Origin of the sequence: Niastella vici (genome assembly GCF_002077945.1) — a bacterium.
Classification (GTDB): Bacteria; Bacteroidota; Bacteroidia; order Chitinophagales; family Chitinophagaceae; genus Niastella; species Niastella vici.
The window spans coordinates 29,072-43,240 of record NZ_LVYD01000085.1 but is presented as its reverse complement, the minus strand read 5'-3'; the positions used below and the strand labels follow the sequence as shown (position 1 = coordinate 43,240).

Sequence of the window (14,169 nt, the reverse complement as noted above, 5' to 3'; positions counted from 1 at the left end):
GGATTAATCTCTCACTTCCTACTCGATAATCTATTAGTAGTCGATATTAATCAACTTTCGTGACCTTCAGTACGTTGGTGGGAATGTGCAGGTGAACGGGGGTGCTACCTGTGTTCACGACCACATCGCCTGTTTTAAGAAAACCTCTTTCTTTCAGGATCCTGATCTGGTCGAACATGATATCATCAAGGCTTTCTTCCTCATCATAATAGAAGGCGCGTACGCCCCAACTTAAGCTCAACTGGTTCACCAGGGTTTTTTCCTTGGTGAAGATATATAAAGGCGAATAAGGACGGTAACTGCTGAGTACGAACGCGGTATAACCACTTTGCGTCATCCCGATCAGCGCATCGGCCTTGGTATCTTTAGCCAGTTTACAGCCGTTGTAGCAAATGGCATCGCTCAGGAACGAAGGCGAATGCGGCAGCGGCTTCAGGTCTTCTTCGCGGTTGTAGCGGTATTCGGTGCGTTCCACTTCCAGAATGATCTTGCGCATGGTTTCAACCACCAGGGACGGGTGTTTACCGGTGGCGGTTTCACCGCTCAGCATTACGGCATCGGCGCCTTCCAACACGGCATTGGCCACGTCGGTGATCTCACTGCGGTTGGGTTTTACGCGGTCGATCATGCTTTCCATCATCTGGGTAGCCACGATCACCGGTTTGGCGCGGTGGATACATTTACGGATGATATCGCGTTGGGCCATCGGCACTTTTTCAACCGGCAGCTCAACCCCCAGGTCGCCACGGGCCACCATTACGCCATCCGATTCAAGGATGATGTTGCGCAGGTCGACCAGGGCCGAAGGCATTTCTATTTTGGCAATAACTTTTGATTTGCTTTTGGCTTCGGTCAATCTTCTCTTCAGGTCAATAATATCCTCAGCTTTACGAACGAAGGAAAGCGCCACCCAATCAACCTTTTGACCAATGATAAATTCCAGGTCAACCAGGTCTTTTTCGGTTAAGGCGGGCAGAGATATCTTGGTATCGGGCAGGTTTACGCCTTTTTTCGGTAACAGCAAACCTCCATAGGTAACGCGCACTTTCACATCGCCGGTCTTGGTGATATCAACCACCACCACTTCCAGTTTACCATCGTCGATCATGATCTTGTTGCCAACTTCAACATCTTCGTGCAGGTTGGGGTAGCTTACATAGATCTTTTCTTTGGTTCCAACCACTTTTTCCTTGGAGGTAAAGGTGAGGATGTCGCCGGGTTCAATTAACAGGGCGCCGTTCTCTATTTCACCCACGCGTAATTTGGGACCTTGCAGGTCGGCCAGTATGGAAATATTGTACGGTTCTTTTGTATTAATGGCACGGATATGCTCAATGATCTGGGCCTTATTTTCGTGTGTGCCGTGCGAGAAATTGAGGCGGAAAATATTAACCCCGGCTTTTACCAGCTCAAGCAGTTTTTCATACGTGTCACAGGCAGGTCCTACGGTAGCTACAATTTTGGTTCTATGTGTACTATGTTGAATGCCTGCTTCCTTATCCATTTCATTGTGCAGGTACTTGGTAATATCTCTTGCCATTGTATTAATTTCTTGTTTCTAAAATTCAGGTTTATTCGATAGTTTCCGGAATAGTATCTGGTTTGTCAGCTGGCCAGGATCTTCACGATCTTGATCCATTCATCGCTGATCTTTTGTTTTGATTTCACCGCTCTCTCAAGCAGGGTATAATGCATGCGGTTGTTCAGAATGCCCACCATTACATTATGCCGGCCTTCGAGCAGGGATTCTACCGCGGCATAGCCCATACGGCTGGCAATAAGACGGTCGAGACAGGTTGGGGAACCACCGCGTTGAATATGCCCCAGAATGCAAACCCGGGTATCGGTGAGCGGCAGGCGTTCTTTCACCACTTTGGCTACCTCATTGGCGCCGCCAAACTCATCGCCCTCGGCCACTACCACCATATTCACCAGTTTTTTGCGGCGCTCTTTTTCCTGGAGTGAAGCTACCAGTTCTTCAATATCTGTTTTGCGTTCAGGTATTAAAATATGTTCAGCACCGGTGGCAATACCACTGTGCAGGGCAATATAACCGGCATCGCGGCCCATTACTTCAATAATGAACAAACGGTCGTGTGCGTCGGCTGTATCGCGTATTTTATCGATCGCTTCCACAGCGGTGTTTACGGCAGTATCGAAACCAATGGTGAAGTCGGTTCCGGCAATATCTTTATCAATGGTACCGGGTAAACCGATACAGGGGATGTCGAATTCGCGGCTGAAGATATCAGCACCTCTGAAAGAACCATCGCCACCAATGATCACCAGGCCATCGATACCCAGTTTTTTCAGGTTTTGATATGCTTTCTGACGGCCTTCGGGTTGAAAGAATTCCTTGCAGCGGGCAGTTTTCAGGATGGTACCACCCCGTTGAATAATATTGGCCACACTGCGTGAATGCATGGGTATAATATCATTTTCAATAATTCCGCTATAGCCGCGCATGATGCCAAACACTTCCAATCCATAATAATTCCCGGTTCTCACAACGGCCCGTATGGCGGCGTTCATACCCGGAGAATCACCTCCTGAGGTAAGTACACCGATCTTAGAAACCTTTTTTGCCATGAAAAAAATCTGTTTTATTTATATAAATCTTCGAATCTGAAAAGGAAATCGATAAAGGCTGTCTACCATTTTTTGGAAAGGCGGCCCAAAAATAAGGTTTTGTTTTGATACACGTATTAAGTACACGCTGGCTCAAAAAAACAGGGAAATTGTTTTATAAATTGATATTTTTTTTGCGAAACACTATTTTTTTTAACCATTATTGCGGTTTTATTAAGGGATAGGGTTTAGTTGATTTAGCGACTGGTTAACGGTGTAAAAGTGGTTCAAGATAGTAAATCTTAATAGAACGGATGGCTTAATAAATTAAGCAGCTTCATTGAGTTAGCGAGTTACTGAACCGAATGAAAGTAAACGAAATAATATAAAAAGATATGAAACGGCCAGAATGTAACTTCAGTATGATATAAAAGCAATGTGGTTTCATACTGATAAGTTCCACCCTGGCTAAAAACAATAAAAAAATCTTTAGATGAAAGTATTAATTACGGGAGCGAACGGGTTGTTAGGTCAGCATTTAACAAAAATATTACTCGACAGAAATTATCAGGTAATAGCCACCAGCCGGGGCGAATCACGGCTACCGTTTCAACCATCGGGTAACTACGCTTATCGTGAAATGGATATCGCCAATGCACTGGAAACATTTGCTGTTATGAGCCAGGAACGGCCCGATGTAGTGATACATGCCGCTGCCATGACCCAGATAGATGATTGTGAGTTGCGCCCGCAGCAATGCGAACGCATCAATGTGCAGGGTACCTCGCAGATCTTAACTGACGCTGAAACTTTTAGCAGTCACTTCATATTTATTTCTACCGATTTTGTGTTTGATGGGGAGCAGGGCAATTATGCGGAAGAAGATGAAACAAAGCCCATAAGCCTGTATGGTTTTTCAAAATTGCAGGGCGAGAGTATGGTGCAAACCAGTACCATACCGTTTGCGATCGTACGCACCTGCCTGGTGTATGGGAATTTATTAAAAGGCACCCGCAGCAATATCGTTAGCTGGGTAAAAGAAAGCCTGCAACAGGGTAAAACCATTCAGGTAGTGAGCGATCAGGTACGTACACCCACTTATGTTGAAGACCTGGCAAAAGGCATAGCGCTGATCATTGAAAAGAAAGCTACGGGTATTTATCACATTTCGGGTAAGGATTGGTTAACACCTTATGATATCGCGCTTAAAACGGCCGCCAAATTCCAGCTCGATGCATCAAAGATCGTAAAGGTTGATGCTTCTACCTTTAAACAACCCGGCCGCCGGCCATTGAAGACGGGTTTTATTATTGAGAAGGCCAGGAAAGAACTGGGTTTTGAACCCATCCCTTTTGATGAAGGGTTAAACCTGCTGTGATAAGGAGCTGGTTGGTTTCAGGAACACCTCCGCCATCATACAACGTGCACTGCCGCCGCCATTGGTTTCAATGGTAGTAAGGGGCGCATGCAGTATACGGTTATAACTTTCCAGCTTTTTTATTTGTTCTGGTTGTAACGATCCATATGCCTGGCTCGACATCACCAGTAATTTTTCTCCTACCTGGTTCTGCACCTGCAGCATATTACCGGCAAAATGATTCATTTGTTCAAAACTGATGTTGATGAGTTCCTTGCCGGTTTTACCAATATATTCCTGCACCATCTGGTATTCGGCATGGTTGGGCAATGATGCCAGGCAAACGACCACATACCTGTCGGCCACACACATCATTACATTGGTATGGTAAATGGCCTTGCCCGCTCCATCCACTGCCGTGAAAAGTATGGGCCGGTACCCCATCTTCTTACAAAAATCATCGAGCACCGACTGATGCGTACGGGGCGATAAACAGGCATAGGCCAATTTATTTTCCCGGTCGAGCACCATACTGCCGGTGCCTTCCAGGAACTGCTGATCGTTCTCATAACCGGTAAAATCGAATGTACTGGTTATGGTAAATGTTTTTTGTAATTGTTGAATAACAGGGGGCTTGCGTTCGTGCCGCCGGTTCTCTGCAAACATGGGATATAAACAAATGGTATCCGGTTCATGAAACGAGATCCAGTTGTTGGGAAAGATGGAATCGGGGGTATGCGGCTCCGGTGTATCGTTGATCACTTTTACATCGACCCCATTTGTACGAAGCAGCGATACAAAATTATCAAACTCAGTTTGCGCCTTTTCCTGGGCGGCTGCATCGGCGCCAGCTACCTGAAAGGCATTGTTCACGGCCGTTTGGGCATTAAAACCAAAATTCACCGGCCTTATCATCAATATATGTGATGTTGTTTGCATAGTTGCAATTGAAATACTTTAATCAATATCCTCACGCAACAGGGGCATGCTCATACAATGGAAACCGCCGCGTGCACGGGATAGTTCGGCTGATGGTATCAGAATAAGCGTATCCTCCAGGTCATCGGGCATTACCTCTTCCTTTTCAAACTGGTCGAGCAGGTCTTTAACATGTATAATATTAAAACCGGCTTCGCGGAATGCCTCCACGGTTTTATCGTTACGGTCATATCCCAGCACCACGCCTTCTTTCAGCGCCAGCAAATTGCAGCTATCGGTCCATTGTTCGCGGGTATCGAAGGGGAACTTGTTATTACCTGAGTAAATGAATTTTACTTTCTCTTTGCATGCAAGGTCGTTCTCGCTGATATCTGTCAACAGTTCTTCGAGGTTATCAAAATATACGGGATTCTCCGGATCTTTTTTCCGGAACTGAATGATCTTGATCTTGTCTTCTTTTTTATTGCCTTCCAGAATGCGTTCAATGGGGTCGGCCCCTTCATGCTTCATCACTTTTTTACTGAAGGCGCCCAGCATTACCCATATATTCCTTTTTACCTGTGTGAAGATGGTATCAATATGCATATAATCGCGGCGCCGGGGTATTTTCACCACCGTTATCTTTTTAACGATATTCCGGGCAAACAGCATATTCACAACCTGGCGGGCCGCTTCCATAGTGGTGCGTTCGCTTATGCCGATCAGTAAGTGGTCTTTATGTACTACCATTACATCACCGCCTTCGAGGGTCACCTTCTTTTCATCGCCATCGCGGGGCAGCAGAAAATGGTGGGCGGTATCGGGTATTTCGATAATATTCTCGCGGTATGCTTCAAACAGGGGGTGATTGAAGAAAATGTATTTGGCCAGCAGGGCTTCGCGCAACCGGGCCGTTTTGGCCGGTTTGTTCAACAGCACATAGTCATTGATGACAATACCAATATCACGGGTGAAAATAAAGTTGGGAATAGGAGGGAAGAGCAGCCGGTCATCGTCGACGGTGCCGCTGATAATGGCTTTTGATAATTTAACCGGCGACAGCTCCAACAATTCATTTTGTGTGGCATAAGAACAACCTTCCACCGCGCATACCGATGCTACGAGCTTCAGTTTTATTTCCTGGTCTTCGAAAATGTCGGCAAGCAGCCATTCCAGCTCTACTACCTTATCTGATTTATAGAATTCGGGTTTTTCGGGTTTATAAAAATCGCGGCTGTTCTCAGGCGCATCGATCTGATGCAAACGGCCGCGTATTTTTTGCGGGTCAAGAAAGTACAATAATACTTTGGTGTAATAATCATATTCTTTTTTGCGCATGGTCTCCAGGTGCACAATGTCTTCAAACAACCAGTCCTGCGCTTTGGAAGGTACTACCTTTCCCAAACCACTATCGGGACTGTGCACAAGCAATCGTCGCAACCGGCCAACTTCAGATGTTACCTGAACTACTTTTTTTTCTTTACGGGACATAGATATTTCAAGTTTTTCTAATAATCATGAAGGGTTCAAATATAGCGAATCCGGTTTTAGGGACGTGTAAGGGCAAATAATGATTATTGAATGGCCTTTATTGAATGTTGAAGGAAAGAAAACGAAGCCGGAGTATTTTTTGATTAAATCTGATACAAACGGGGTTTACTGCATTATTACAATATTTTTTATGCGCTATGATCGAAGTCATAAACAATCCCTTCATCGTGATGGAATTTTACAAAAATATTTATCATGCTTGAATATAAACAACATACCCTGGCTGCAATTGTAGCTGACAGACATGAGGCGGCGGCCGTTTTTGAAAAGTATCAACTTGATTTTTGCTGTAAAGGAAAAAGGACCCTGCAGCAGGCATGTGATGAAAAAAACATTCCTGTTGATCCGGTGATTGAAGAACTGGAGCAGGCACTTGATACAGGCAATGGCGCGCACCCTTTAGTAAATGCTTTCACCCTTAGCCAACTGGTAGATTATATAGTTTTGAAACATCATGTATATGTTAAACATGCTATGCCGGTGATCTATCAACACCTGGAACGGGTTGCCCTGAAACATGGCGAACGTTTTCCCAATATGCCACATGTATTTCAGCTGTTTGCCACGCTGAAAGAGGAAATGGACGTGCATATGCAAAAAGAAGAAATGGTGCTTTTTCCCCGCATAAAAGAAGTAGACAGGGCCATTCAGGAAAATGGCAACTGGGCGGCCCTCAACAGCGGGTATGTCAGTGGGCCCATTCATATGATGGAAACGGAACATGATGAGGCCGGCACCCTGATGGCGGAAATAAGGGAATGGACGAATGATTACACGCCGCCGGCCGATGCCTGCACTACTTTTCGCATCAGTATGGCTGAATTAAAGGCATTTGAGGCCGACCTGCACCAACATATACACCTGGAAAATAATGTACTGTTCCCCCGGATTGTGCAAATGATGGGGTAAGATCGTAAGAAAACGCCCGTAAAAGGTAAGCTGTTCGCTTCCGAATGCCATCGGGAGTGGATGGTTTGCCTTTTTTATTGGCCGCCCGCATAAAATTAACACGAACGAATGTTAGTTTATGTAATGAATTCTGTTATTTTTGCGGCCAATTATTAAATTCGTGATATGCAATTCCAACTTACTGAAGAACACTTAATGATACAAAAGGCCGCCCGCGATTTTGCCCAGAACGAATGCCTGCCCGGGGTAATAGAACGTGATGAACACCAGAAATTTCCCCGCGAGCAGGTCCTGAAGCTGGCCGAGTTGGGTTTTATGGGTATGATGGTGAGTCCCGATTATGGTGGCGCCGGTATGGATACCATCAGCTATGTGCTGGCCATGGAAGAGATCAGTAAGGTGGATGCCAGTGTAAGCGTGAGCATGAGTGTAAACAACAGCCTGGTTTGCTGGGGCCTCGAAAAATTTGGTTCAGAAGAACAGAAACAAAAATACCTGGTTGACCTTGCCCAGGGCCGCAAAAATGGCGAGTTGCACATTGGCGCTTTCCTGTTAAGTGAACCCGAGGCCGGCAGCGATGCCACTTCCCAGCATACAACAGCAGAAGATAAAGGCGATCATTATTTACTGAATGGTACCAAGAACTGGATCACCAATGGTTCTTCCGCTTCTATTTACCTGGTGATGGCGCAGTCGGATGTTGCAAAAGGAAGCAAGGGTATCAATGTTTTTATTGTTGAAAAGAACTGGCCCGGCGTTGCTGTAGGCGCCAAGGAAAACAAACTGGGCATTCGCGGCAGCGATACCCATAGTATTACTTTCACCGATGTAAAAGTGCCCAAAGAGAACCGCATTGGCGGCGATGGGTTCGGGTTCACCTTTGCCATGAAAACGCTGGCCGGCGGCCGTATTGGTATTGCTTCGCAGGCCCTGGGCATTGCGAGCGGCGCTTATGAACTGGCCCTCAAATATTCAAAGGAAAGAAAGGCTTTTGGTAAGGAGATCATGCACCACCAGGCCATTCAGTTCAAGCTGGCCGATATGGCTACCCGCATTGAATGCGCCCGTTTATTGTGTTTAAAAGCTGCCTGGGAAAAAGACCAGCACCTCGATTATACATTAAGTTCATCGATGGCCAAAGTATTTTCAAGCGAAACTGCCATGTGGGTCACCGTTGAAGCGGTGCAGGTACATGGCGGGTATGGCTATGTAAAAGAATACCACGTAGAACGCCTCATGCGCGATGCCAAGATCACCCAAATCTATGAAGGCACCAGCGAAGTACAACGCATTGTTATCAGCAGGTCGATATTGAAGTAATCGCCAGTCATTTGATTCACGAAAGCGGAATGATCAATTCCGCTTAACGGCTTACCTTTGCCCCTCATAAGGTATTGTTTGTATCATTGACTAAACAGAACTATTGATGGCGGTTAATACAAAAGCTTATCAGGAGATCAACGGCGAATTACAATCGAAACAGGTTACGCTGGTGGCAGTATCAAAAACAAAACCGGTTGCGGAGATCCAGGAGCTATATGAGCTGGGACAACGCGATTTTGGCGAGAATTATGTGCAGGAACTGGCCGAAAAACAGCTGGTGCTGCCCAATGATATCCGCTGGCATTTTATAGGCCACCTGCAATCGAATAAAGTAAAATACATTGCTCCCTATGTGCATTTGATCCATGGGGTCGACAGCTATAAATTATTACTCGAAATAGATAAACAGGCCCGCAAATTCGACCGGGTTATCCATTGCCTGTTACAGATCCATGTTGCCCAGGAAGAAACCAAATTCGGTTTTAATGAGCTTGAATTAATGGAGGCCATGGATGCCATTCATAAGTATAAACTATTAAACGAGCTCAAAAACGTGGAGGTAAGCGGGTTAATGGGCATGGCTTCTTTCACAGAAGATAAAGAGCAGGTACGCAAAGAGTTTAAATACCTCAAATTACTGTTCGATCATTGCGCCAGTCTTCCCTGGAACACCGGGTTCAACACATTATCGATGGGAATGAGCAGTGACTATCAAATAGCTATTGAAGAAGGCAGTACACTTGTACGTGTTGGCAGCCTGTTATTCGGGAGCCGCCAGCAATAGCTTATCGGTTATTCCAGCTAATTCATCGGGGTTTTATATTCAAACATCGAATTGATTATGACCCAGGCATTCTACTGTATATCTTTGACTTACATAATTAAATAGTGTTTTTCATAGGTTATTGATTAATGGTAAAGGGCTGTGTCTACAGCTCTTTTTTCTTTTATACCCCTTTCCGGTCTGTAAACAGGCATTTCGTCAAGCAAAAGGCACAATAAGTGTAAACCGTTACGTCGCCCCGATTTTGTATATTTAATTTGATGTATGAAAGCGGAAAGGGTTATACAGCGTTATTATCTGCATCATTTGCTGGGCTGGGCCTTGCTTTTCTTCGGCTGGCATTTTTTCAGGTACCAGGATTATCCCGCCGGCAAAGGATGGTATATCACTTTTATAAAAGTGGCCGACCTGGCCCTGATGGTATACCTCACAAATTATGTGCTTATTCCCCGCTTATTGTATAAAAAAAGATACTGGCTGTTTACCGGGTTGTTTATTGCCCTGGTATTTACATTCAGTATTTCAAAAATGTATGTAGAAGCGGCGCTGATGCAAACGTCCTTCGACATCTGGGACCGGTTTAAAGTACGGGTATACGATAATGTGATCCCGCATTTTTTACTGGTAAGCACGGGGGCGGCTATTAAATTGTTGACCGATCATGCGCGGGCGCAACGGCGCCTCGGCGAAATGGCCAAAGAAAAAGCAGAAACGGAATTGAATTTTTTAAAGTCGCAGCTCAACCCGCATTTTTTGTTCAATTCGTTAAACACCGTTTATTTTTTGATCGATAAACAGAATGCCGAAGCGCGCACCACGCTGTTGCAGATGGCCGGTTTGTTGCGGTACCAGTTGTATGATTGTAACAGCCCTGCCATTGAAATAGAAAAAGAAGTGCATTACCTGCAGGATTATATCCGGTTACAGGAGCTGCGGAAAGATAATCAATATGAAGTGGGTATTGAAGTAGGGGAGCAGCTAGAAGGTTTCCGGATAACGCCCCTGCTGTTGATCCCCTTTGTTGAAAATGCCTTCAAACATATTTCGCATCATACCAATGCCCGCAATTTTATAAGGGTAGCACTGCAACGCCATAATGGTATGCTGTTGTTCACTGTTGAGAACTCGAAGGAGCAGCAGCAAAGCACCGAACCAACAGGCGGCATTGGTTTGTCGAATGTAAAACGCCGGCTTGAACTATTGTATCCCGGCAGGCATACTTTACAGATCTGGAACAATAGCGACACATTTAAAATTGAACTCAACCTGCAATTATCATGACACTCCGGTGCATTATAATAGATGATGAACCCATAGCCCGGAAGGGTTTGAAGGAATACATACAGGATGCCTCCTTTCTGCAACTGGCCGGGGAGTTCGATAACCCGTTAAAGGCGGCCGACCTGCTGATGCAGGAGAAGATCGACCTGCTGTTCCTCGATATTCAAATGCCCAAAATGACGGGGATGGAATTCCTGAAGACCCTGCAGCACCCGCCCATGGTCATTTTTACAACGGCTTATCCACAATATGCGGTAGAAGGGTTTGAATGGAATGCGATCGATTACCTGCTGAAACCATTTTCGTTTGAGCGTTTCTGGAAGGCGGTAACAAAAGCGCGTACCATGCAGGAGGCTATTACGCAACCGGCGCCGCCTGCTTCAGCACCCGGTTACTTCTTTATTAAAAGCGATAATAAGCTCATAAAGGTGCTGTATGATGATATTCTGTTCATAGAAGCCCTGCAAAATTACGTGGCGGTTTACACTAATGGCAGGAAATATATTACCTATATCACATTTCACAGCATAGAAACCCAATTACCAACGGGGCGGTTTATACGAACACATAAGTCGTACATAGTGGCGGCGGCCAGGGTAGAAAGCATTGAAGGCAATGAGATCACTATTGGCACCTATAAAATTCCCATAAGCCGCACCGAACGCGAAGCGGTTTTGCAGCAATTGATACAAAACCGGTTGCTAAGACGTTGATGATTAAGCCCCAATTGGCTGAAATCCTTTACTAACGCCTGTTTGCAACGATGGTCACATCATGTTACGTGAATATTATTTTCTGTATAATGTATACTTAAGGGTTACCTTTTCCCGTTTTTTGTATAAATTTGCATAACAAGATTAAATCGATCTTTTAACTCCTTCCCATTTACGCTGCTTGCCTTCTCTTGTTAATCAACAGCTTGCCCCGATTATATAAACGATTTGCTTTCATATTATTATTTTTTTTATCTAAAAAAACAAAACAAATATGAAAACAATCATGCTCAATGCTTTTTCTTTAGGAAAGAAAACAGCTATCATGTTGCTGGTGGTTCTTGTAACCCTTACTTCTGCAACAGCCAAAGTTTCTGATTCAACGTATGAAGATGGAGACGCTTCTGTTTCATGCCTGAAAATGGAAGAAGGCCAGGTTTATTTTAAAGTAAATTTTGAGAATGCCGATGGTGGCCGTTTCGACATTCTGGTGAATGATGTAAATGGCGACAACCTGTACCGCGCCACTTTTAACGGTCAGCACTTCAACAAAGTGTTCAGAGCTCCGGTTGAAAATGGTAAACTGGTGATCATCATCCGCGACAGCAAAGACAAAACTGACCACAGATTTGAGCTGTCGACCGAATCAAGACTGGTTCAACAGATCCTGGTAAAAAGAATGTAGTAGCTGACGCTTTTGCGCAGTATGGCTATTCATTAGATCTTTTAGTTGAACACGAATTTGTATTGTCATACCTGCCCTTACAGTTTCATTCCGGTTTTTTCGGAATGAAACTCGCCGGAAGGGGGGCCTGATTTTTCTTTTGCCCAATAGCGCCGGGAACGCTGAAGTCCTGACTGAAGTCGTCGGGATGCCGATGAAATCGGCAAGTGGCGCAAGGGACGCCGGGCAGAACTACCGCAGCCCGCTCCCAAAAAATAATTCCTAATCCCTGCGATAACAGCAACTTGTTCCGGGACTTAGATGCCAGAATTACGTAAATTTGCCATCAATTTATTGAGTTATGGCAGAGATCACCACACCGGAAGAGAAAAGTCTGAACTTTTTAGAAGAGATCATTGAAGAGGATCTGAAATCGGGCAGGTACAAAACAATAGCTACCCGTTTTCCTCCCGAGCCCAATGGTTACCTGCATATTGGTCATGCTTCGAGTATTTGTTTGAATTTCGGGCTTACCAAAAAATATCCCGGGTATACCAACCTCCGTTTTGATGATACCAATCCGGTAACAGAAGAAACGGAATATGTGGAGAGTATCAAGGACGATATTCGCTGGCTGGGTTTTGAATGGAAGAATGAACTGTACGCCTCTGACTACTTCGACCAGATGTATGAGTTCGCCATTACCCTTATAAAGAAAGGACTGGCATATGTTGATGATTCTACCTCTGAGCAAATCGCTGCCATGAAAGGCACGCCTACCGAACCTGGGAAGGACAGTCCCTTTCGCACCCGCTCCATTGAAGAAAATCTGGACCTGTTTGCCCGCATGAAAAATGGGGAGTTTGCCGATGGCACCCGTACCCTGCGTGCAAAGATCGATATGTCGAATGCAAATATGCTGATGCGCGACCCGGTATTATATCGCATCAAACATGCCCATCACCACCGTACAGGCGATAAATGGTGCATTTACCCCATGTACGATATGGCGCACGGTCAAAGCGATTCAATTGAACATATTACGCATTCTATTTGCACCCTCGAGTTTGTGCCTCATCGTGAGTTGTACGACTGGCTTATAGAAAAGCTGGAAATATATCCCTCGCATCAATACGAGTTTGCCCGCCGCAATATAAACTACACCGTTACCAGCAAAAGAAAATTGCTGCAACTGGTGAATGATAAATTCGTAACCGGCTGGGACGATCCCCGCATGCCCACGATCTCGGGCCTGCGCCGCGCTGGTTATACCCCCGAAAGTATTCGCGAGTTCTGCGATCGAATTGGTATTGCCAAACGCGAGAACATGATCGATGTGTCGCTGCTCGAATTCTGCGTACGCGAGCACCTGAACAAGATCGCCCTGCGCCGCATGGTGGTGTTTGACCCGGTGAAAGTGGTGCTCACCAACTATCCGGCCGATGGTGCGGTTGAAATGGTGAAGAGTGAAGACAACCCCGAAGATCCCAATACCGCGCACCGCGAAATTCCGTTCAGCCGCGAGCTATACATAGAGCGCGAAGATTTTATGGAGAACCCGCCCAAGAAATTCTTCCGCCTGGCGCCCGGACAAATGGTGCGCCTGAAAAGCGCTTACATCATCAAATGTGATGAAGTAGTGAAGGACAGCAATGGTAAAATAACCGAGCTGCATTGTAGTTATTTGCCCGAAAGTAAAAGCGGCGCCGATACCTCTGGTATTCATGTAAAGGGCACCCTGCACTGGGTAAGCGTTGCACAGGCTATTAGCATTGAAGTTCGCCTGTACGACCGGTTGTTCAGGGTTGAAAACCCCGCCAGTGAAGAAGGCGACTTCAAAGATTATATCAATCCCAATTCATTGCAGGTGATCAGCACGGCTTTTGCCGAACCCGCATTGAAGAACATGCGCTTCAACGACCGTTGCCAGTTCCTGCGCAAAGGTTATTTCTGTCTCGATAAAGACACGTCGGAAGATAAAATGATCTTTAACAGAACCGTGACGCTGAAAGATACCTGGGCGAAAGAAGTAAAGAAAGGATAGAAGGTAAGAAATAGATTGGATTTGAGTTTGGGTGGAAGTGTTTAATTGAAAGTATCA

Annotated in this window: 12 protein-coding genes; 8 read left to right on the top strand and 4 right to left on the bottom strand. The window is 45.4% G+C overall.

The window, feature by feature from the left end; genetic code table 11:
- Positions 1-46 precede the first annotated feature (46 nt).
- The gene (pyk, locus tag A3860_RS33625; RefSeq protein WP_081154912.1) at positions 47-1,540 is read right to left on the bottom strand and encodes a pyruvate kinase; all 1,494 of its coding nucleotides are present in this window, start codon (positions 1,538-1,540) and stop codon (positions 47-49) included.
- Positions 1,541-1,605: 65 nt separating this feature from the next.
- Positions 1,606-2,589: a 6-phosphofructokinase gene (gene pfkA / locus A3860_RS33620; protein ID WP_081154911.1), complete on the bottom strand. Its 984-nt coding sequence runs from the start codon at positions 2,587-2,589 to the stop codon at positions 1,606-1,608.
- Between the two features lie 472 nt (positions 2,590-3,061).
- Here pfkA and A3860_RS33615 point away from each other — a divergent pair, with 472 nt between their 5' ends.
- Positions 3,062-3,946: an SDR family oxidoreductase gene (locus A3860_RS33615; RefSeq protein WP_081154910.1), complete on the top strand. Its 885-nt coding sequence runs from the start codon at positions 3,062-3,064 to the stop codon at positions 3,944-3,946.
- Here A3860_RS33615 and ctlX read toward each other — a convergent pair.
- Together ctlX and A3860_RS33605 are read right to left on the bottom strand one after the other, a co-directional pair.
- On the bottom strand, positions 3,932-4,864 hold the full coding sequence (gene ctlX, locus A3860_RS33610) for a citrulline utilization hydrolase CtlX (RefSeq protein ID WP_081154909.1): 933 nt from the start codon (positions 4,862-4,864) through the stop codon (positions 3,932-3,934). The genes A3860_RS33615 and ctlX overlap by 15 nt on opposite strands.
- An 18-nt stretch (positions 4,865-4,882) precedes the next feature.
- Positions 4,883-6,334 carry an arginine deiminase family protein gene (locus A3860_RS33605; RefSeq protein WP_081154908.1) on the bottom strand — a complete coding sequence of 484 codons (1,452 nt, stop codon included), beginning with the start codon at positions 6,332-6,334 and terminating at the stop codon, positions 4,883-4,885.
- A 255-nt stretch (positions 6,335-6,589) separates the two neighbouring features.
- Here A3860_RS33605 and ric point away from each other — a divergent pair, with 255 nt between their 5' ends.
- The 7 genes from ric to A3860_RS33570 all read left to right on the top strand — a co-directional run bounded on the left by ric (position 6,590) and on the right by A3860_RS33570 (position 14,112).
- The gene (gene ric, locus A3860_RS33600; protein WP_081154907.1) at positions 6,590-7,303 is read left to right on the top strand and encodes an iron-sulfur cluster repair di-iron protein; all 714 of its coding nucleotides are present in this window, start codon (positions 6,590-6,592) and stop codon (positions 7,301-7,303) included.
- 165 nt (positions 7,304-7,468) lie between these two features.
- Positions 7,469-8,623, top strand: a complete 1,155-nt coding sequence (locus A3860_RS33595; RefSeq protein WP_081154906.1) for an acyl-CoA dehydrogenase family protein — start codon at positions 7,469-7,471, stop codon at positions 8,621-8,623.
- Between the two features lie 106 nt (positions 8,624-8,729).
- Positions 8,730-9,410, top strand: a complete 681-nt coding sequence (locus A3860_RS33590; protein WP_081154905.1) for a YggS family pyridoxal phosphate-dependent enzyme — start codon at positions 8,730-8,732, stop codon at positions 9,408-9,410.
- A gap of 264 nt (positions 9,411-9,674) precedes the next feature.
- Complete coding sequence (locus A3860_RS33585) at positions 9,675-10,691, top strand: sensor histidine kinase (RefSeq protein WP_081154904.1); 1,017 nt, start codon at positions 9,675-9,677, stop codon at positions 10,689-10,691.
- Positions 10,688-11,404 carry a LytR/AlgR family response regulator transcription factor gene (locus tag A3860_RS33580; protein ID WP_081154903.1) on the top strand — a complete coding sequence of 239 codons (717 nt, stop codon included), beginning with the start codon at positions 10,688-10,690 and terminating at the stop codon, positions 11,402-11,404. Before A3860_RS33585 ends, A3860_RS33580 begins: the two co-directional genes overlap by 4 nt.
- A 274-nt stretch (positions 11,405-11,678) precedes the next feature.
- Positions 11,679-12,089 (top strand): hypothetical protein, encoded by a 411-nt coding sequence (locus A3860_RS33575; RefSeq protein WP_081154902.1) that lies wholly within the window; start codon positions 11,679-11,681, stop codon positions 12,087-12,089.
- A gap of 340 nt (positions 12,090-12,429) precedes the next feature.
- The gene (locus A3860_RS33570; protein ID WP_081154901.1) at positions 12,430-14,112 is read left to right on the top strand and encodes a glutamine--tRNA ligase/YqeY domain fusion protein; all 1,683 of its coding nucleotides are present in this window, start codon (positions 12,430-12,432) and stop codon (positions 14,110-14,112) included.
- Positions 14,113-14,169: the final 57 nt, after the last annotated feature.

Coding starts and splice junctions, on each gene's coding strand:
- A3860_RS33605 (WP_081154908.1), bottom strand. CDS start 6,334: ATGTCCCGTAAAGAAAAAAAAGTAGTTCAGGTAACATCTGAAGTTGGC.
- A3860_RS33570 (WP_081154901.1), top strand. CDS start 12,430: ATGGCAGAGATCACCACACCGGAAGAGAAAAGTCTGAACTTTTTAGAA.
- A3860_RS33590 (WP_081154905.1), top strand. CDS start 8,730: ATGGCGGTTAATACAAAAGCTTATCAGGAGATCAACGGCGAATTACAA.
- ctlX (WP_081154909.1), bottom strand. CDS start 4,864: ATGCAAACAACATCACATATATTGATGATAAGGCCGGTGAATTTTGGT.
- ric (WP_081154907.1), top strand. CDS start 6,590: ATGCTTGAATATAAACAACATACCCTGGCTGCAATTGTAGCTGACAGA.
- pfkA (WP_081154911.1), bottom strand. CDS start 2,589: ATGGCAAAAAAGGTTTCTAAGATCGGTGTACTTACCTCAGGAGGTGAT.
- A3860_RS33615 (WP_081154910.1), top strand. CDS start 3,062: ATGAAAGTATTAATTACGGGAGCGAACGGGTTGTTAGGTCAGCATTTA.
- A3860_RS33580 (WP_081154903.1), top strand. CDS start 10,688: ATGACACTCCGGTGCATTATAATAGATGATGAACCCATAGCCCGGAAG.
- A3860_RS33575 (WP_081154902.1), top strand. CDS start 11,679: ATGAAAACAATCATGCTCAATGCTTTTTCTTTAGGAAAGAAAACAGCT.
- pyk (WP_081154912.1), bottom strand. CDS start 1,540: ATGGCAAGAGATATTACCAAGTACCTGCACAATGAAATGGATAAGGAA.
- A3860_RS33595 (WP_081154906.1), top strand. CDS start 7,469: ATGCAATTCCAACTTACTGAAGAACACTTAATGATACAAAAGGCCGCC.
- A3860_RS33585 (WP_081154904.1), top strand. CDS start 9,675: ATGAAAGCGGAAAGGGTTATACAGCGTTATTATCTGCATCATTTGCTG.